The sequence below is a fragment of the Sphingobium sp. HWE2-09 genome (assembly GCF_035989265.1).
Taxonomy (GTDB): Bacteria; Pseudomonadota; Alphaproteobacteria; order Sphingomonadales; family Sphingomonadaceae; genus Sphingobium.
On the sequence record NZ_JAYKZX010000003.1, the window covers coordinates 2,498,759 to 2,517,082 of the forward strand.

The window sequence follows — 18,324 nt, forward strand, 5'->3', positions numbered from 1 at the left end:
ATCTGGCGAGACTGCCAGCCGATCCCTAGATGAACGCCATGCATGACATCCCCCGCCCCCCGATCGTCGCCTATGGCCATCTCAACGCCTATCTGGAAAGTGAACTGGATCGCCGCTTCACCATCCACCGTATCGCCGCCGACGCCGACCTGTCCGCCCTCCCGCCCGCCGTCCAGCAGTCCCGCGCGCTGGTCAGCTTCGGATCGGTCGGCGCCCCTGCGGCGATCATGGACGCGCTTCCCAATCTGGCGATGATCGGCCTCTTCTCGGTCGGCTATGACAAGGTCGATATCGACCATGCCCGCGCCAAAGGCATCCGCGTCACCAACACGCCCGACGTGCTGACCGACGATGTCGCCGACCTCGCCGTGGGCCTGCTCTACGCCACGGTGCGCAACATCGTCGCCAACGACCGGATCGTGCGGTCGGGCGGCTGGGCGCGCAAGCACATGCCCGCTTTGTCCGGCCGGGTAACCGGCCGCCGCATTGGCATATTGGGTCTCGGCCGCATCGGCCGCGCCATCGCCCTGCGGCTGGAACCGGTGGCGGCCGAAATCCTGTACCACAATCGGCGGCAGGCGACCGACACCGCCTATCGCTACGTCGCCGATCCGATCGACTTCGCCCGCCAGAGCGACGTCATCATCGTCGCCACCTCCGGCGGCCCGGAAGCCGCGCAACTGGTCGATGCCGCGATGCTCGACGCGCTCGGACCACAGGGCGTGATCGTCAACATCAGCCGCGGCAGCGTCATCGACGAAGACGCCCTGGTCGCCGCGCTGACGGACGGCCGCATCGCCGGCGCAGGGCTGGACGTCTTCGCCAACGAACCGCATGTGCCAGCCGCGCTGCTGACGATGGACCAGGTCGTCCTCCAACCCCACCAAGGCAGCGCCACGGTCCATAGCCGCAAAGCCATGGCCGACCTCGTCCTCGCCAACCTCGACGCCTTTTTCGCAGGCGAGCCGCTACTGACGCCGGTGGTGTAGGGGGAGGCATTTGCGCGTTGTGCTGGGCAGAAAACTGACGCTCTATTCCTACCCCGTCATCCCCATTTCCACCCCGTCATCCCCGCGCAGGCGGGGATCCATCTCCAGCCCTTGCCATGTCGAGAGGTTAGGAGATGGTTCCCGCGTTCGTGGGAATGACGAAAAGGGGTGGTTTATTACCATTCCCCTCCCGCAAGCGGGAGGGGCAGCGAGACTTAATGAGCGAAGCGAATTTAGTCGCAGCGGGGTGGGCCAATACAACCTTGCGCTTGCCCACCCCCTAACCCCCTCCCGCCAGCGGGAGGGGGAATAAAGTCGACGATTGGTCGATTACACCCGGTCCGCTTTCTTTCCCAAAACCGGACAGACCATTCATCGGAAGGACGCTGCGCTTCGAAGAGCAGCAGCACCCGCGATGGGTGGCAAGGCGACCGTCGGCTTACAAGCAAAATGCTGGAAAACTGTCAGTCCACTCTTCCATGGCAAGCGACTTGCAGGAATTTTTTGGAAGTTAGATCATATTCCACATCTATATAGTCGCACCCCCCATCGTTCGCGCCGGGTAACATTCTATAGTTCTCAATCCAGCGCTGCTCGCCAGCGACCAACCCGTAAGGTGGCGGGCAAAAGCGCGATCCTCCTCTGCTCTTTTCCTTTCTCTCTATTTCTTTTTCTTCCTCGCAGAGCTTTGGATTAGGATGTTCGGGCAACAGATAAATCGCCATCACCCTATTGTCCGGCGCATAAGCGTAGACCCGTGAATAAGCTTTGAGAGGATGTGAGCCGGAAGGAAGTCGGACTTCACGCTCGATAGTGGATATCACCTTAGTTTCTTGGTTTTGCTCACCACAGCCCGCCAATCCCAAGGTAAAGAAAATTAAGCCAGAACATTTCATGCGTGTATGATGGCATCGGTTAGGCGCACCAGCAATGACCGCTTGTGAGATTACGATTTGAGGCGCGGAACGGCAACAATTGGTCGTTCCGAGACATTTCCTACCTGCGCACGCGGCTTAGGCACCTCAACATGCACCATCCCTCAACCCCATAAAAGCCGATCCAACATACTTCCAATGTAGGATAATCTCTGATTTATCCTGTCAGATGAACCGCCATCCGCCCGCCCCTTTTCCGACGCCTGTCGCCACGCACACATCGCGCATCGCCGCCCCCCGCCCAGGTGACGCTTCGGGGACGCGTTGCAGGCGCTTTGGGAGCGCGTCGCGAGCGCTTCGTCCCCATTTACGCGACAATGGTGTGAACTTCGGCCCGGCCGGGACGCCACCACATCATGCCCCATCGGCTTTGCCTTTGCCGCCAAAGCCGCTAAAGCGCGCGCCATGACACAGACTATTGCAAAACCAGCGCCCAAGGACTGGATTCTCGGCATTCACGCCTATGTGCCGGGCAAGTCCGCCACCGATGACGGCCGCCCGCTCATTAAGCTCAGCGCCAATGAAAATCCGCTCGGCACCGGTAAGGCTGCGCGCGAAGCCTTCATGGCCGCCACCGCCGACATGGCGACCTATCCCGATCCCGGCGCGCAAAAGCTGCGCGAAGCGATCGGCGCGGTGCATGGGCTGGAGCCGGAACGGATCATCTACGGCACCGGGTCGGACGAATTGCTGCATATTGCCGCCTCCGCCTATGCCGGGCCGGGCGATGAAATCCTCTATGTCCGCTACGGCTTTGCGGTGTACGACATCGCCGCGCGGCGTGTCGGCGCGACGCCGGTAATCGCCCCGGACAAACATTATGCGACCGATGTCGATGCGCTGCTGGCGGCCGTCACCGACAGGACCAAGGTCGTCTTCCTCGCCAATCCCAACAACCCCACCGGCACGATGACCAGCCGGGAAGAAATTGCGCGTCTGCATGCCGGGCTGCGCCCCGACATATTGTTCGTCCTCGATCAGGCCTATGCCGAATATCTGGAAGAGGATGAGGATGATGGCGGGCTGGAGTTGGCCCGGACCGCGTCCAACGTCTTCGTCACCCGCACCTTTTCCAAGATCCACGGCTTGGCCGCCGAACGGATCGGCTGGGGCTATGCGTCTGCCGACGTGATCGACATCCTCCACCGCATCCGCGCGCCGTTCAACGTGACGACCGCGGGTCAGGCGGCGGCGGTCGCGGCGATCCAGGACAGCGAATGGGTGGCGTTCAGCCGCACCCACACCGCGCGCTGGCGCGATTGGCTGGCGGGCGAAGTGACGGCGCTGTCCAACCACGGCCTGCGCGTGGTGCCCAGCAAGACCAATTTCCTGCTGATCCTGTTCGACGGCAAGCTGACCGCCGAAGCCGCGATGAAGGGGCTGTGGGACGAAGGCTATGCCACCCGCTGGCTGCCCGGTCAGGGTCTGCCCAACGGCCTGCGCATCACCATCGGCACCAAGGCGCAGAACCGCGCCGTCGCTGCTAAGCTGCGCGCCATGGCGGAGGCTGCCTGACCGCCATGCTCCCCTTCGCTCGCGTCACCATCATCGGCCTGGGGCTGATCGGCTCCTCGCTCGCCCGCGCCATCCGTGCGGACATGCCGACCGTGCGGGTGACCGGCTATGACGCCGATCCAGCGGTGCGGGACGTGGCCCGGCGCATCGACCTGGCCGACGACATCACCGATACGGCGGGCGCCTCAGTGACGGACGCGGATCTGGTGATCCTGTGCGTCCCCGTCCGCGCCATGGGCGCGGCGGCCGCAGAGATCGCCGACGATCTGCCCGCCGACGCCATCGTCAGCGACGTGGGTTCCTGCAAGGCGGACGTGCTGGCGCAGTTGAACCTCGCCCTGCCCGGACGCACGATCATCCCGGCGCATCCTGTGGCAGGCACGGAAAATAGCGGGCCGGAAGCGGGCTTCGCCACCCTGTTCAAGGGCCGCTGGTGCATCGTCACCCCGCCCGCGGACGCTGATCCGACAGCGGTCGAGAGCGTCGCCGAACTATGGCGACGCGTCGGCGCCGACGTGGAGACGATGGACCCGGCACACCATGATCTGGTGCTGGCGGTGACGAGCCATCTGCCCCATCTGATCGCCTACACCATCGTCGGCACCGCCAGCGACCTGGAAAATGTCACCCAGTCCGAAGTCATCAAATATTCGGCCGGCGGCTTCCGCGACTTCACCCGCATCGCGGCGTCAGACCCGACCATGTGGCGCGACGTATTCCTGGCGAACAAGGACGCGGTGCTGGAAATGCTCCAGCGCTTCTCAGAGGATTTGTCGGCGCTACAGCGGGCGATCCGCTGGAATGATGGCGACGCCCTGTTCAACCTCTTCACCCGCACCCGCGCGATCCGCCGGTCGATCATCGAACAGGGTCAGGACGACGCCAAGCCCGACTTCGGCCGCTCTCACTGATCCAGGGCTGAAGGAGGATTAAGTGCGTTGATCGCGGCATGGACCTGCCGTTCGGCCTCCTTCCGGTCCAGCCCGACCGGCACGATCTGGCCCACCTTATAGGTGATGACGCCCGATCGTTTCAGGAACTTGCCGCGTGGCGACACCCGGCCGCTGTCGATGGCGATCGGCACGACCGGCAGGCCCAGCAGGCTGTACAGGCCCGCAAAGCCCGACCGCAGCGGCGGCGCTTCGCCATGGGGGACGCGGGTGCCTTCGGGGAAGAGGCAGATGGGCCGCCCCTGTGCGATCCGGTCCTTGGCCGCGGCGCGCAACGTCCGCAGCGCGCTCGCCCCGGCGGTGCGTTCAATGGGGATCAGGCCGTAGAGGCGGGCGATCTGGCCCCACAGCGGAATGTCGAACAATTCCCGTTTGGCCCCGACCGCCGGGCTGTCGAACAGGCACAGCACGTCGATCGTCTCGAACATCGATTCATGCTTGAGGATGTAAAGATAGGGACCGATCGGCAGATCCCCCTCCACCCGCACCCGCTGCCCCAGCAACCAGCGCGCGCACCACCGATGATAGCGGCTCCACACATTGGCGATGGGCAGCACCGACGACGGCCGCAGCCAGCTCGACAGCAGCGCGGTCAGCACGATGAACAGGCTGCCGCTGTAGAAGGCAAGCGTGAAGAGAAGGGAACGGATCGCGGTCAGCATGAATGCCCTGTCGTCAGATACCAATCAGCGCGGCGATGCGCCGCGCCAGATATTTATTATATTCCCGCGCCAATATCGTCAGGCTGGGGCGACTGGGCACGGCGTCATAAACGATCGCAACCTTGCCATCCGGCAGCGCCTGACGCAGTTCCAGCGCGGCGCGGCGCATATGCCAGTCGGTGGTGATCAGGCGCACGGTCTTGTAATCGCGCCGTTCCAGCCAGCGCGCCGTTTCCAGCCCGTTGGACCGGGTGTCGATCGCTTCCCGGCCCAGCGTGATGCAGCAATTGAACAGCCGCTGCGGCGTCTTATACTGCGCCGCCAACTCGCCCGGGCGGACAGAGCGATCGACGCCGGAAATCAGCATCCGCTTGGCCGCACCGCTCTGCAACAGGGCGATGCCGCGGTCGATGCGGCCTGCGCCGCCGGTGAGCACAACGATGGCATCGGTCGGACGGCCATCGAGCGGCTGGGGCAAAAGCACCGCGAACCAGACGAAGCCCAGCATCCAGCCCAGCACACCAACCGCGAACAGGCGGACGATCACAGCGCCCGGCCCAAGGCGCGCAGCACCGTCCAGCGCGCCGTCAACGTCGCCAGCGCCACGCCGAACAGGGGCAGCGCCACCAGCAGCAACCAGCCCTGCGTGTCGAGACTGACCGCCCCCACCAGTTCCGACCCGGTTGCCGACAGCCGCAACCCTATCAGCAGGATGACGAGGCCAGCGAAGGAAAAGCCAAGCGCACTGCCCATCAGCGCGTCCAGACCGATACGGCGCTGGAACAAGCGCGCGATCTGCACGTCGGTCGACCCCATCAGGTGCAGCACGTCGATCGTGCCGCGATGGCTGTCATGCGCGCCCCGCGCCGCCAGCACAACGACCGCGCCGGTCGCCAGAATCATCAGCAGCACGACCCCGGCGGCGAGCCAGCCCAGCGCGGTCAGCAGACCCGCGAGTGGCAGGAGGAAGGCGGCATGGGGTTCGATCCGCAGCTTCGGCGACAGCCCGCCGAGCAGACGGCGCAGCCGATCCAGCTTGGCGTCGGTGTCGCCGGGCGTCAGCATCACATCGATCAGTGCGGGCACCGGCAGGTCGCCGCTGGTCGCCGCATCGCCCAGCCAGGGACGCAACTGGTCGGCCAGCACTGCCGGATCGACCGCATCGGCCGCCCGCACCCCATCGGCACCGCGCAAGGCCTGCAAAGTACGGGCAGCCAAGCGGTCGCGGGCGGGCGCGTCCGCCTCCACCACCTGGACGCTGGCGCGTCCGGCAAGGTCGGCGCTCATCGAGCGGACCGCCGCGCCAAGGCCCAGCGCCGCGGCGGCGGCAAGCACGGTCAGGAACATCATGATCGCGATGATCCAGGGCATCGGTCCCGCCAGCCGACCGCCAGGCAGCAGGCGATGGCGCGCAGCGGACGCGGCCTTGCGATCGGCGCGGGTCGCCATCATGCATTGTCCTGCGGACGGGGCGGATAGCGCAGCGATCCGGTCGGGTCAGCGAGCCGCCCTTTGTCGAGCCGCATCATCTGCGCACCCGAAACCTGCGCGATCAGCGGCAGATCATGGGTGGCGACGACGATGGTCGTGCCCAACCGGTTCAGTGCTTCGAACAGGGTCATGAGGCGGCGGGCCATGTCCGCGTCGACGTTACCCGTCGGTTCGTCCGCGACCAATATCTCCGGTCGGCCGATGACGGCGCGGGCGATGGCGACGCGCTGCTGTTCCCCGCCCGACAGCGTGGCGGGCCGCGCCTGGCCGCGATCGCCAAGTCCGACCCAGTTCAGCATCTCGACCACCGGGGCATCGACCTCCCCCTCCTCCATGCCCGACACGCGCAGCGGCAGGGCGATATTGTCATAGGCGGACAGATGCGGGACGAGACGGAAATCCTGGAACACCACGCCGATGCGGCGGCGAAAGCCGGGCAGGCGCTTGCGTGGCAGCGTCACGACATCCTCCCCGAACAGGCGGATGACGCCGCGACTGGGGCGTTGGGCCAGATAGAGCAGTTTGAGGAGCGAAGTCTTGCCCGCGCCGGACGCGCCGGTCAGGAAATAGAAGCCGCCGCCCGCGAGCGAAAAGCTGACATCGGACAGCGTTTCACTATCCAGACCATAGCGCAGGCCGACATTTTCGAACTGGACGATGGCCGACATGTCTTGAAATTTCGCGCCGTCGCGCTCCCTGCGTATCGAAGTATCAGCCATGGCACAGCGGGCCGCCTGCCGTAAAGCCTGCGCCGCATATCGCCGCGAGTCGCGATCGAATGACACCGCCTGTCGTTGACCGCTTGCGTGCGAGTCCCTGCCATGCCTATGAAGCATCATGATCCTGGTGTGCCCCAATTGCGCAACGCGCTATGTCGTACCGGACAGTGCGGTTGGCACGAGCGGCCGCCAAGTCCGTTGCGCCGCCTGCAAACATAGCTGGTTCCAGGAACCCCCGGTCCTGCCGGAACGCGAGGCGGCGGCCCCGCCTATCGTGCCACCCGTAACGCCACCACCCGCGCCCGCGCCTCCGCCGCCGCCTGTGGTCGAGACGCCGCCGGTCGTCGACCCCGATATGGCCGCTGTGGCCCCGGCTGTCGTAGAAGAGGCGCCTACCCCGCAAGCGCCGCCGATCGCGGCTCCGGCGGATAACAGGTTCGACGATATCTATGCCGGTGCGCCGACCGCCCCGGCGGAAGAAAGCCAGTTCGCGCCCGTTCCGCCGTTCAAGGCGCGGCGCAATCCGCTCAAGCTTTGGACCTATGCCGCTATCGGCTTCTGCCTGCTTGTCGCCATCGCAGGCGGGGCGTTCACCTATTTCGGCCCACCGGCCTGGATGGTGTCGATGGGCCTGGTCGGCGAGGAAGGCGACCCCGACCTGCTCTTCTACCTGTCCAAGCCAGCCGAGCGGCGCAAGCTGCCGACTGGGGAGGAATATTTCGCCTTCGGCGCGCGGATCGTGAACAGCGGCACGCAGGCTTTGCCGGTGCCGCCGGTGTTGGTGCAACTGCGCGACCGGCAGAACCGGCTGGTGTTCAGCTGGACGACCAAGGCGGACAAGACGCGGCTAAAACCGGGCGAAGAAGCATCGATCAACGAAAGCCGGATCGACATTCCCAAAAATGCCGAGAATCTATCGCTGACCTTCGTCCAATAGGGCGGCGTAGCGCGCGTTTGTCGACTTCGCTCGAAACGAACGAGGGTGAGTCCCCCGTTCAATAGCGACCGTCAGGGATAGCTGACCGTCTTTGGCCGCCCTTGGGGGATCGGGATAAATTCCTGATCGTCGCCGGGGATGAGGGGGAAGCGCATCGCGTCCCAATCCTCGCGCGCCTGCATCAGGCGATCGGGCCGTGACGACACGAAGTTCCACCAGACGTGGCGGGGACTGGTGAAGGCCTCCCCGCCGCACAACACGACCCGGCCGCCATCGACGCTCGACAGCGTCGCGGACGTGCCGGGGCGCAGGACGTAGAGGGTCTGGGGTGTGAGCATCAGGCCGTCGAGCATGGCATCACCGCCCGAGACATAGATGGCGCGCTCGTCGGCAGACGGATCGATGGCGATGCGGCCGCCGGGCGTCAGCTGGATATCGGCATAGATGGTTTGGGCATAGGTAGTGACGGGCGAGGTTTCGCCCCAAAGCGACCCCATGATGACGCGGGCGCGCACGCGTCCATCGTCGATCACCGGCATGCCGCCTTCACCCACATGCTCGAAGGCGGGGTCCATTTCCTCGAACCGGTCGGGCAGAGCGAGCCAGGTCTGGATGGCGGAGAGCTTCGACACCTTGGCACGGTCTTCATCGGGCGAGCGTTCGGAATGGACGATGCCCTTGCCTGCGGTCATCAGGTTGACCGCGCCAGCCTCGATCAATTGTTCCGTACCCAGCGAATCGCGGTGGAGGAACGCGCCCTCATACATATAGGTGACAGTGGCGAGGTTGATGTGCGGGTGCGGGCGCACGTCGATGCCCTGTCCCGCGCCGATCTTGGCCGGTCCGGCCTGATCGAAGAAGATGAAGGGGCCGACCATGGTGCGGCGCTTGACCGGCAACGAGCGATGCACCTTGAAATCACCCAGGTCGTGGGTCGTGGGGGTGATGGTCTGAAGGATGAGGTCGTCTGTAGTCATGGGGCGTCCAATTCGGGATAGTGGCGGAAGACGTCATCCTGATTGAAGGGGAGCCGCCGGTCGCTGGCGAGATAATCCTGCAATTCGGGCAAAGCTGCAACCCTGTCATGCAGAGCAACGACCGCCGGATATTGCCCCGCCAGCGTCGCCATGCGCCGGGGGAAGGCGTAGCGCAGCCCTTCGACCAGATGGAAGAGCGAAAGGTCGGCATAGCTCCAGGGGGCGCCTGCGAACCAGTCACCCCGTTCGGCTATCAAGGCGCGCTCGAAATAGCCGAGATATTTGGGGATACGCTCCGTGCGGAATTCCGTCGCGCGGCGCAGGGCTTCGGCCTTCTGATCCTCATAATAAAGACCGACGCCGATCGGGTGATGCACGTCATGCGCTTCGGCCACCACATCCATGATCGTCAGTTGCAGCTGGGCCAGCCAGTAGCGGCTCTTCATCCCCGACGGGCCGCATTGATGCCGTTCGGCTAGGTAGAAGAGGATGTTGGCGGTCTGGGCGACGGTCGACCCGTCGATCGACAGATAGGGCGGCGCGAAGGCGGGGCCGCCCGCATGATCGGCCATATCGGCGAGCATGGCGTCCGCACCCTTTTCCCGCGCGCGATCTGCATAGGGGATGCCGCAGGCTTCCAGCATCAGGCGGACGAATTCGCCGCGTCCCGGGATAGTGGGCCAATACCAGAAGTCATAGGCCATCAGCGAGCGTCCTTTCTTGCGATAAGGACAGAAACGCCCCGTTGGCGCTTAAAGTCTCATGCCTCGCCGGGCGCGCGGGCCTTGATCGCGAGGGCGTGGACCTTTTCCGCCAGCAGATCGGAGAGCGCTGCATTGACGAGGCGCTGGCGGGCGACGCGGGTCTGGCCGGTGAACAGCGGCGAGACGATATCCACCGCGAAATGGCTTTCGCCCGATCCGTCATGCCCGGCATGGCCGCGATGCTTTTCGCTGTCGTCGATGACGGCGAGATGGTCGGGCGACAGGGCAGCGCGCAGGCGGGCTTCGATTTCGGTGGCAACGGGGCCTTTGAGGTCTGTGATCATCTTTCCTATATAGGCTGCTTTGCCAGCCATATCATCAGGACAATCTTGAGCAGCGACCCTTTTTCGACACGCCGTTTCAACCGTTTCCATGGCCGGGTGGAAGGCGATCGCCCCTGCGCCGCGCCTGGATGCCCGGAGCCGGGCGAGTTCCGCGCGCCGCCAGCGGAAGGCAGCGCCCGGCCGGGCGACGAAGGGCCACGCTGGCGCTGGTTCTGCCTGGAGCATGTCAAGGCGTTCAACCAGGGCTATAATTTCTTCACCGGCATGACCCCGGACGAGATCGCCGCGGCGCAGCGCCCCTATGCCGGATGGGAGCGGGAGACGCGCGCCTTTTCCGCCAATGCGCATAGCCCGTCGCCCAAATGGGCCGATTTCGTCGATCCGCTCGATGCGATCGGGGCGAAGTTCAAGGAGCGCATGGCCAAGGCGCGGGCGGATGCGCAGGTGCGGCAGGACGGCAAATTCCTGTCGGGCGAGGATCGAAAGGCTTTGTCGGTCATGGGGCTGGACATCGACGCCGATCGCAAGGGACTGCGCACCCGATACACGCAATTGCTGCGCCGCTATCATCCCGACCATAATGGCGGCGATCGCAGCCATGAAGGGGCTTTGCAGGCGGTGATCGAGGCCTATGGGCATTTGAAGAAGGCGGCCGTGTTCGCCTGAACCACCCGGCTTAACTTCGCACTTTTCCCGCATATTTTGACATTTACATGCGGCAATAGGAAATTTCGTTGCGTTGACGGACCGGGGCGGATGGGATGCCGCCAAACGGATTTCATCCTGGCGGATTGGCGCACTGTAGGACAGCGCCGCCCTTGCCCCGGCAGGACGGGACTGTCATAGCGCGCGGCCGTCAAATTCCCCTGGAGACTTGTTCATGCAGCCGATGCCGCGCGCACTAGGCCTTGATTTCGGCACGACCAACAGCGTCGCCGCGCTGGCGAACGGGGGCGAATCGCGGCTGGTGGAATTTGCGGGCAAGCAGGCGACGGGCGATGTCTTTCGGTCCGCCCTGTGCTTCTGGCATGACGAGGCGGTGAAGGGCGGCATGGCGCACGAAGCGGGGCCATGGGCGATCGCGGAATATATGGACTATCCCGAGGACAGCCGGTTCCTGCAATCCTTCAAGTCGGTGGCCGCCAGCCCGATCTTCGAAACGGCCAATGTGTTCGAGAAAAGGTTCCGGTTCGAGGAGCTGGGCCAGATGTTCCTCAAACGCATGATCGCCCATGCAGGCGGCGCGCTGGACCAGCGGCCCGAGCGGATCATCGTCGGGCGGCCGGTGGAATATGCCGGATCGCGGCCGGACGAGGCGCTGGCGCGCAAACGCTATGATGCGATGTTCGACGGGTTCGGGACGCAGGTCCATTATGTCTATGAGCCGCTGGGCGCGGCGTTCAGCTATGCCAGCCGCATCGACCATGCCGCCACCATTTTGGTCGCGGATTTCGGTGGCGGCACCAGCGACTTTTCGCTGGTCCGGGTGGAGGCGCCGGGCGCGACGCGGCGGTGCGTGCCGCTGGGGTCCACCGGCATCGGCCTGGCCGGCGACCGGTTCGATTACCGCATCCTGGACAATCTGGTGCTGCCGATGCTGGGCAAGGGCGGCGTATATCAGAGCTTCGGCAAATCGCTGGAAATACCGCGCAGCTATTTCGCGGATTTCGCCGACTGGTCGCGCCTCGCGCTGATGCGCAACCGGCGGACGATGGAGGAACTGGCGCGGTTGCAGAAGGCGGCGGATGATCCGGTGGCGATCGGCCGGATGATCACGGTGATCGAAAAGGAACTGGGCTATCCGCTCTATGACGCAGTGGGCGCGCTGAAACGCGCCCTGTCCCAGCAGGAGGCGGCGACTTTCCGCTTTGCAGGGGGCGGGCTGGAAATCGAGCAGGAGGTGTCGCGCGCCGATTTCGAACGGTGGATCGCGCCCGACATCGCCCGGATCGAGGAAACGGTGGACAAGGCACTGGCAAAGGCCAATGTCGCGCCCGACGCGATCGACCGCGTGTTCCTGACCGGCGGATCGTCGCTGATTCCCGCGATCCGGCGCATATTCCAGGCGCGCTTCGGGCAGGACCGGCTGGCGACCGGGGGCGAGTTGACCTCCATCGCTCATGGGCTGGCGCTGATCGGCGAAGAAGCCAATCTGGCCGAATGGGCCGCTTGATCACTTGCGTGCGTTACCCCATCCTATCGACACGCCCTTCATGGATCGGTTAGGGGCTGAGTGACTCGCAGGAAGATGATGACCCGATGACTGATATTTCCAACGTCCAGCCCGACACCCGCGCCGAAACGTTGTTGGAAGCGCCCGACCGCGAAGTGGACGCGCGGGACATGTTCGGCATCGACGTCGATATGAAGATCCCGGCGTTCAGCCAGGCTGACGAGCGCGTGCCCGACCTGGACCCCGCCTATGTGTTCGATCCCGACACCACGCTGGCGATCCTGGCGGGCTTTGCGTTCAACCGGCGCGTGATGGTGCAGGGCTATCACGGCACCGGCAAGTCGAGCCATATCGAACAGATCGCCGCGCGCCTGAAATGGCCGTGCATCCGCATCAACCTGGACGCGCATATCAGCCGTATCGACCTGGTCGGGCGCGACGCCATCGTGCTGCAGGACGGGCAGCAGGTGACGCAGTTCAAGGAAGGGTTGTTGCCATGGGCGTTGCAGCGCCCGGTCGCTTTGGTGTTCGACGAATATGATGCCGGGCGCCCCGACGTGATGTTCGTGATCCAGCGCGTGCTGGAAACGGACGGCAAGATGACGCTGCTTGACCAGAATCGCGTGATCCGCCCGAACCCGCATTTCCGCCTGTTCGCGACCGCCAATACGGTGGGCCTGGGCGACACGACCGGCCTGTATCACGGCACGCAGCAGATCAACCAGGGCCAGATGGACCGGTGGAATCTGGTCGTGGCGCTGAACTATCTGCCTGCCGCGACCGAGGCGCAGGTGGTGCTGGCAAAATCGGGCGAATATGATCATGAGGGCGGCCGCAAGGAAGTCGAGAATATGATCAAGGTCGCAGACCTGACGCGGCAGGGCTTCATCAACGGCGATATTTCGACCGTGATGTCGCCGCGGACCGTGATCAGTTGGGCGCAAAATGCGCTGATCTTCAAGAATGTCGGCTTCGCGTTCCGCCTGAGCTTCCTCAACAAATGCGACGAGGCCGAACGGGCGCTGGTCGCCGAATATTATCAGCGCGTGTTCGGCAAGGATCTGCCGGAGAGCGTGGCGAGCCGGGCGAACTGATCGTTCGCATCGGCCATTTTGGCGGGAGTTTCCCATGATCGTCGTCGAACGGATGGATGCGGACGGGACCGCGCACCGGATCAACATCCGGGGGCATGAGATCGTCGCGGATATGTCCGCGCCCGACGGCGATGACGCCGGGCCGGACCCGCACGACCTGTATGACGCGGCGCTGGGCGCGTGCAAGGCGATGACGATGCTCTGGTATGCGCAGCGCAACGCCATTCCGGTGGAGGACATCCATGTCGGCGTGGTTCGCGATGCGAGCCAGGAGCGCAAGGGCGTCTACAAGCTGACCACCCGCATCGCGCTGACCGGACCACTGAGCGACGAGCAGCATGACCGGCTGATCGCGGTTGCCGCCAAATGCCCGGTCCACAAGCTGATGAGCGAAGTCGAGACGCAGATCGAGACGATCGCGGTACCGCGCGTCGGCGAGGCGGAGCGGCCATGAGCGTCGCGACACTGGACGAGGGGGTTGCGGAGCGGGGTATGCCGCCGCTGGAGGGCGCGTTCAACCTGCGTGATTTTGGCGGGCATGTGACCATGGACGGGCGGCGGGTGCGGCGCGGGATGTTGTACCGGTCGGGCACGATGGCGCTGCTGACAGATGCGGACGCCGCGCATATGCGATCGCTCGGCATCCGGTCGATCTGCGATTTTCGCCGGGACCATGAGCGGACCGCTGAACCCACAGGCTGGCACGGCCCGGAGACGGACTATGTCTGCCGCGACTATGCGGAGACGAGCGGCATATTGAGCGCGTTAATCCGCAGCCCGGCATCCACGGCGGCGGACATGCGCGATGCGATCATCACCGTCTATCGCACCATCGCAATGAACCACGCGGAGTCCTATCGCGCGATGTTCGCACAGATCCTGGCCGGACGGGTGCCGATCCTGATCAACTGCGCGGCGGGCAAGGACCGGACGGGCGTTGGCGCGATGCTAATCCTGGCCGCGATCGGCGTACCCTATCAAACGATCGTCGATGAGTATCTGCTGACCAACAGCCAGGCCGACTGGGAGCGATTGCTGGCGCGGGACGATAGCCCATTGGCCCGGGCGCGGCGGACGATGGGGGACGCCATCACCCCGTTGCTGCGCGCCGATACCGCCTATCTCGACAGCCTGATGGCGGAACTGGACGCCCGCTATGGCGGCGTCGATGGCTATCTGGACACGGTGCTGGGCGTCGATGCGTCGGCGCGGGCGGCCCTGTGCGAGGCATTGCTGGAATCATGACGGAGCGTTCCCCCCTCGACACCTTCAAGGATGTGTTGTCCGGCGTGGCGCGGGCGATGACGCGCGACGCGGAGGTTGAGGTCGGCTTCACCGCCGACACGCCCCATGCCGTGGGCAAGGCGATCAAGGTGCCAACGCCCAGCCGCGCGCTGCCTGCCGACCAGGTGGCGTTGGCGCGTGGTTTCGCCGATGCGTCCGCGCTCAAGCTGCGGCACCATAATGCCAAGATCCATGCGTCCTCCGCGCCGGGCGAGGCGGTGGCGCGCGCGGTGTTCGATGCGGTCGAGCAGGCGCGGGTCGAGGCGATCGGATCGCGGACGATGGCGGGCGTGCGCGCCAACCTTAACCATGCGCTGGACCTGCGGCTGAAATCGGATGCGATCCGCCGGGCGCGGTCGGCTGATGAGGTGCCCTTGTCCACGGCGCTGGCGCTGAAGGTGCGCGAGCGGCTGACCGGCCAGCCGATCCCCAAGGATGTCGCGGCGGGCGTGGCGATGGTCGACCAGTGGATCGAGGACAAGGCGGGCGGCGATCTGGATGCGCTGACCATGGCGATCGATGATCAGCGCGCATTTCAGCGGCTGACCACCGCGATGCTGGAGCATCTGCAGTTGATCGACGCCGATGTGCCGCCCAATACGGACGAACCGGAATTGCAGGACGAAAGCGAGGACGAGGAAGACCAGCAGGAGGAAGGCGACAGCGGCGAGGACGAGTCCGGCGACAGCGATGTCAATGCCGAGGCGCGCGCCGAGGACCAGGGCGGGGACACCGAAGAGGGCGAGACCGACTATAGTGACGAGTTCGACGCCGACAGCGATGCGGGCGCGGACGATATGGGCGAAGAAGGCATGATGCCGGTGCGGCCCAACCGGCCGATGTCCGACCTGCCGCCGGGCTTCGACTATAAGGCCTATACGCTGAAATTCGACGAGGTCGTCAGCCCGGAAGAGCTGTGCGACGAGGATGAGCTGGTGCGGTTGCGCGGCTTTCTGGACCAGCAACTCGTCAGTTTGCAGGGGGCCGTCACCAAGCTGGCGAACCGGTTGCAGCGGCGGTTGATGGCGCAGCAGTCACGGTCCTGGGATTTCGACCAGGAAGAAGGAATGCTGGACGCCGCGCGGCTGGCGCGGATCGTGATCGATTCGACCCATTCGCTATCCTACAAGATCGAGCGGGATACCGAGTTTCGCGATACGGTGGTGACGCTGCTGATCGACAATTCAGGCTCGATGCGCGGGCGGCCGATCAGCATCGCGGCGATCAGCGCCGACATCATGGCGCGCACGCTGGAACGGTGCGGGGTCAAGACCGAGATATTGGGCTTTACCACGCGGGCGTGGAAGGGCGGACAAAGCCGGGAGGAATGGCTGGCCGCGGGGCGTCCGCCGATGCCGGGGCGTTTGAATGACCTGCGCCATATCATCTACAAGAAAGCCGACGATCCGTGGCGGCGGGCGCGCAAGAATCTGGGCCTGATGATGCGCGAAGGGCTGCTTAAGGAAAATATCGACGGCGAGGCGCTATTGTGGGCGCATAGTCGGCTGATCGCGCGGCAGGAGGAACGCCGCATATTGATGGTGATTTCCGATGGCGCGCCGGTGGACGATTCGACCCTGTCGGTGAACAGCGGCACCTATCTGGAGCGGCATCTGCGGCAGGTGATCGACTGGATCGAGAACCGCTCGCCGGTGCAACTGGTGGCGATCGGCATCGGGCATGACGTGACGCGCTATTATAGGCGTGCAGTGACGATCATGGATGCCGAGCAATTGGGGGGACGATGGTCGAGCAGCTGGCCGGGCTGTTCGATGAAGACTGAGCGATGAGCGTCGCCTTTCGTCGTGAGAGCGACGACGAGCATATGGAGCCGAAGTTCGAGCTGCCGATCCCGCCCGGTCCCAATTGGGTGACGGCGCGGGGGTTGCGGCTGGTGCGGGAGCAGGTTGCCGCGCTGGAGGGCGTCGATAGCGGCGCGATGGAAGAAGAGTCGGCCAAGAAGCATAAGCGGGTGTTGCGCTATTGGCGGACCCGGCTGGCGACGGCGCAGTTGCAGCCGGTGGCGGAGGGCGACGCGGTCGCGTTCGGGACGCAGGTGACCTATCGGCTGAACGGCCAGGAAAAGACGGTGGCGCTGGTCGGCGACGATGAGGCCGATCCCAATGAAGGGCGGATCAGCTTTTCCTCCCCCTCGCCCGCGCGATGATGGATGCGGCGGTCGGCGAGAAGGTCGATTTCGCGGGGAAGAACGAGGCGGTGGAAATCTTGGCGATCGCGGTGGTTGGCGAAGCGTAGCGCTTTGCTTTCTCTGCACGACATCTTTTTTTGAATCACGCGGAGGCGCGGAGACGCAGAGGGATTGTGCTATCCCTCTGCGTCTCCGCGCCTCCGCGTGATTTATATTTGCCTGCGGCGGCTTATGCGCCGCGCGCCGCTTCGAAGAGGAACCAGGCGCGCTGTTCGGCCTGATCGGTCCAGTCGTCGACGATGCCTTCGGTGGCGTTGTCGCCCGCTTCGGTCGCGGCGGCCTTTACCAAGCGGAAGGTTTCCACTAGCGAGAGATTGTCGTCGCGCAGTTCCTTGAGCATGTCGGCGGGGCTGACGAATTCGGCGTCATTGTCCTTGATGCTCTGGTGGCGGGAAATGTCGCCGATCGAGCGCAGGCTGGTGTTGCCGGTCTTGCGCACGCGTTCGGCGATCAGGTCAGTCGTGCCCAGGATTTGCGTCGCCTGTTCATCAAACATCAGATGATAGTCGCGGAAATGTGGGCCGGAGACGTGCCAGTGGAAATTCTTGGTCTTGAGATAGAGCGCATAGCTGTCCGCCAGCGCGCCGTTGAGGGCGTCGGCGACGGACTTTGTCTCGTTGCTCTTGAGGTCGGTCGGGGTCTTAAGATCGGGGGCGGTCATGCAATGTCCTCCTGTTCGCATAAAATGATTTCGGACATATAATGATCGGCCGTCAATATGGTGCCATCTGTCTTCCTGCAAATTCCCGATCAGCCTGATGGAGCGGGTCGATCATATGAGGCCGATCGCCGAAACCGCCATGATGGCCCCCGACAGCAGCAGGATCGCGCCGCCGGTCCAGCGGATCGCGCGAAGCGGCAGCACCGCCAGCAGCTGATCGCGCAGCAGGACGACCGGGACCAGTGCCACGATGACGCCGATCGCGCCGCCGATGCCCGCCAGCATGGGATCGGCGGTGCGGGTAGCGATGCCCAGGATCAGGAATTGCGGACCGTCGCCAAAGCCCAGGATGAAGACGCCCAGCGCGGTGGTCAGGAAAGCGCCGGTGGGCCAGCCCGCCAGCGGATCAGGGCGGCTGACCGGCCAGAACAGGCCAGCGCCCAGGAACAGGACGGACAGGGCCATGAACAGCAGCCGCGCGTCGGCGCCCAGCATCGGGCCGATCCAGGCGCCGGCAAAAGCGGAGATGGCACCATTGGCAGCCGCCGCAGCGACGATCCCGGCGATGATCGCGCCGTTGCGATCATAGCGGGTGGCGAGCGCCAGCACGAGCAACTGGCTCTTATCGCCCATTTCGCCGAGCAGGCAGCCCAGCAGGGCGATCAGCAAGGCGTCCATCA

At 64.7% G+C, this 18,324-nt stretch carries 19 protein-coding genes and 2 pseudogenes; 11 read left to right on the forward strand and 10 right to left on the reverse strand.

What is annotated here, in order from left to right; all coding sequences use genetic code 11:
- The first annotated feature begins 38 nt into the window (after positions 1-38).
- On the forward strand, positions 39-989 hold the full coding sequence (locus U5A89_RS17660; RefSeq protein WP_338162333.1) for a 2-hydroxyacid dehydrogenase: 951 nt from the start codon (positions 39-41) through the stop codon (positions 987-989).
- A gap of 464 nt (positions 990-1,453) precedes the next feature.
- On the opposite strand, the gene U5A89_RS17665 is transcribed toward U5A89_RS17660, so the two are convergent.
- On the reverse strand, positions 1,454-1,885 hold the full coding sequence (locus U5A89_RS17665; RefSeq protein ID WP_338162334.1) for a hypothetical protein: 432 nt from the start codon (positions 1,883-1,885) through the stop codon (positions 1,454-1,456).
- A gap of 444 nt (positions 1,886-2,329) precedes the next feature.
- Here U5A89_RS17665 and hisC point away from each other — a divergent pair, with 444 nt between their 5' ends.
- Positions 2,330-3,439 carry a histidinol-phosphate transaminase gene (gene hisC, locus U5A89_RS17670; RefSeq protein WP_338162335.1) on the forward strand — a complete coding sequence of 370 codons (1,110 nt, stop codon included), beginning with the start codon at positions 2,330-2,332 and terminating at the stop codon, positions 3,437-3,439.
- A gap of 5 nt (positions 3,440-3,444) precedes the next feature.
- Entirely contained in the window at positions 3,445-4,350 is a 906-nt protein-coding gene (locus U5A89_RS17675) for a prephenate/arogenate dehydrogenase family protein (protein ID WP_338162336.1), read from the forward strand.
- Here the strand turns inward: U5A89_RS17675 and U5A89_RS17680 are convergent.
- From U5A89_RS17680 to ftsE, 4 genes are read right to left on the reverse strand one after another with little or no spacing between them, the layout of a single operon-like run.
- Complete coding sequence (locus tag U5A89_RS17680; protein WP_338162337.1) at positions 4,344-5,051, reverse strand: lysophospholipid acyltransferase family protein; 708 nt, start codon at positions 5,049-5,051, stop codon at positions 4,344-4,346. The two genes, U5A89_RS17675 and U5A89_RS17680, sit on opposite strands and share 7 nt — an antisense overlap.
- Positions 5,052-5,064: 13 nt before the next feature.
- Positions 5,065-5,598 carry a YdcF family protein gene (locus U5A89_RS17685; protein ID WP_338162338.1) on the reverse strand — a complete coding sequence of 178 codons (534 nt, stop codon included), beginning with the start codon at positions 5,596-5,598 and terminating at the stop codon, positions 5,065-5,067.
- Positions 5,595-6,500 carry a cell division protein FtsX gene (locus tag U5A89_RS17690; RefSeq protein ID WP_338163099.1) on the reverse strand — a complete coding sequence of 302 codons (906 nt, stop codon included), beginning with the start codon at positions 6,498-6,500 and terminating at the stop codon, positions 5,595-5,597. Before U5A89_RS17690 ends, U5A89_RS17685 begins: the two co-directional genes overlap by 4 nt.
- Positions 6,500-7,210, reverse strand: coding sequence for a cell division ATP-binding protein FtsE (ftsE, locus tag U5A89_RS17695; protein ID WP_338162339.1), 711 nt, complete (start codon positions 7,208-7,210; stop codon positions 6,500-6,502). The genes U5A89_RS17690 and ftsE overlap by 1 nt, the downstream gene beginning before the upstream one ends.
- Before the next feature lie 169 nt (positions 7,211-7,379).
- On the opposite strand from ftsE, the gene U5A89_RS17700 reads away from it, so the two are divergent.
- Complete coding sequence (locus U5A89_RS17700) at positions 7,380-8,198, forward strand: zinc-ribbon domain-containing protein (RefSeq protein WP_338162340.1); 819 nt, start codon at positions 7,380-7,382, stop codon at positions 8,196-8,198.
- 71 nt (positions 8,199-8,269) lie between these two features.
- Here the strand turns inward: U5A89_RS17700 and U5A89_RS17705 are convergent, their stop codons facing one another.
- Genes U5A89_RS17705 through U5A89_RS17715 form a run of 3 tightly spaced genes read right to left on the reverse strand, consistent with a single transcriptional unit; the run spans position 8,270 to position 10,223 of the window.
- On the reverse strand, positions 8,270-9,175 hold the full coding sequence (locus tag U5A89_RS17705) for a pirin family protein (protein ID WP_338162341.1): 906 nt from the start codon (positions 9,173-9,175) through the stop codon (positions 8,270-8,272).
- Positions 9,172-9,879 carry a glutathione S-transferase gene (locus U5A89_RS17710; protein WP_338162342.1) on the reverse strand — a complete coding sequence of 236 codons (708 nt, stop codon included), beginning with the start codon at positions 9,877-9,879 and terminating at the stop codon, positions 9,172-9,174. Before U5A89_RS17710 ends, U5A89_RS17705 begins: the two co-directional genes overlap by 4 nt.
- 56 nt (positions 9,880-9,935) lie before the next feature.
- Complete coding sequence (locus U5A89_RS17715) at positions 9,936-10,223, reverse strand: BolA family protein (protein ID WP_338162343.1); 288 nt, start codon at positions 10,221-10,223, stop codon at positions 9,936-9,938.
- Positions 10,224-10,268: 45 nt separating this feature from the next.
- Between U5A89_RS17715 and U5A89_RS17720 the strand changes: the two genes are divergently transcribed.
- The 7 genes and pseudogenes from U5A89_RS17720 to U5A89_RS17750 all read left to right on the forward strand — a co-directional run bounded on the left by U5A89_RS17720 (position 10,269) and on the right by U5A89_RS17750 (position 17,030).
- Positions 10,269-10,889 (forward strand): J domain-containing protein, encoded by a 621-nt coding sequence (locus U5A89_RS17720; protein WP_338162344.1) that lies wholly within the window; start codon positions 10,269-10,271, stop codon positions 10,887-10,889.
- Positions 10,890-11,103: 214 nt separating this feature from the next.
- Positions 11,104-12,396, forward strand: coding sequence for an Hsp70 family protein (locus U5A89_RS17725; RefSeq protein ID WP_338162345.1), 1,293 nt, complete (start codon positions 11,104-11,106; stop codon positions 12,394-12,396).
- Positions 12,397-12,482: 86 nt separating this feature from the next.
- Positions 12,483-13,490: a cobaltochelatase subunit CobS gene (gene cobS / locus U5A89_RS17730; protein ID WP_338162346.1), complete on the forward strand. Its 1,008-nt coding sequence runs from the start codon at positions 12,483-12,485 to the stop codon at positions 13,488-13,490.
- 34 nt (positions 13,491-13,524) lie between these two features.
- Entirely contained in the window at positions 13,525-13,944 is a 420-nt protein-coding gene (locus U5A89_RS17735; RefSeq protein ID WP_338162347.1) for an OsmC family protein, read from the forward strand.
- Positions 13,941-14,735 (forward strand): tyrosine-protein phosphatase, encoded by a 795-nt coding sequence (locus U5A89_RS17740; RefSeq protein WP_338162348.1) that lies wholly within the window; start codon positions 13,941-13,943, stop codon positions 14,733-14,735. Before U5A89_RS17735 ends, U5A89_RS17740 begins: the two co-directional genes overlap by 4 nt.
- Positions 14,732-16,557: pseudogene (cobT, locus tag U5A89_RS17745) on the forward strand (cobaltochelatase subunit CobT). Before U5A89_RS17740 ends, cobT begins: the two are co-directional and overlap by 4 nt.
- 3 nt (positions 16,558-16,560) lie before the next feature.
- Positions 16,561-17,030 (forward strand): annotated as a pseudogene (locus tag U5A89_RS17750) (GreA/GreB family elongation factor).
- Positions 17,031-17,152: 122 nt separating this feature from the next.
- Here U5A89_RS17750 and U5A89_RS17755 read toward each other — a convergent pair.
- Together U5A89_RS17755 and U5A89_RS17760 are read right to left on the reverse strand one after the other, a co-directional pair.
- Positions 17,153-17,644, reverse strand: a complete 492-nt coding sequence (locus tag U5A89_RS17755; protein ID WP_338162349.1) for a Dps family protein — start codon at positions 17,642-17,644, stop codon at positions 17,153-17,155.
- 111 nt (positions 17,645-17,755) lie between these two features.
- On the reverse strand, positions 17,756-18,322 hold the full coding sequence (locus U5A89_RS17760; protein ID WP_338162350.1) for a TMEM165/GDT1 family protein: 567 nt from the start codon (positions 18,320-18,322) through the stop codon (positions 17,756-17,758).
- Positions 18,323-18,324 lie beyond the last annotated feature (2 nt).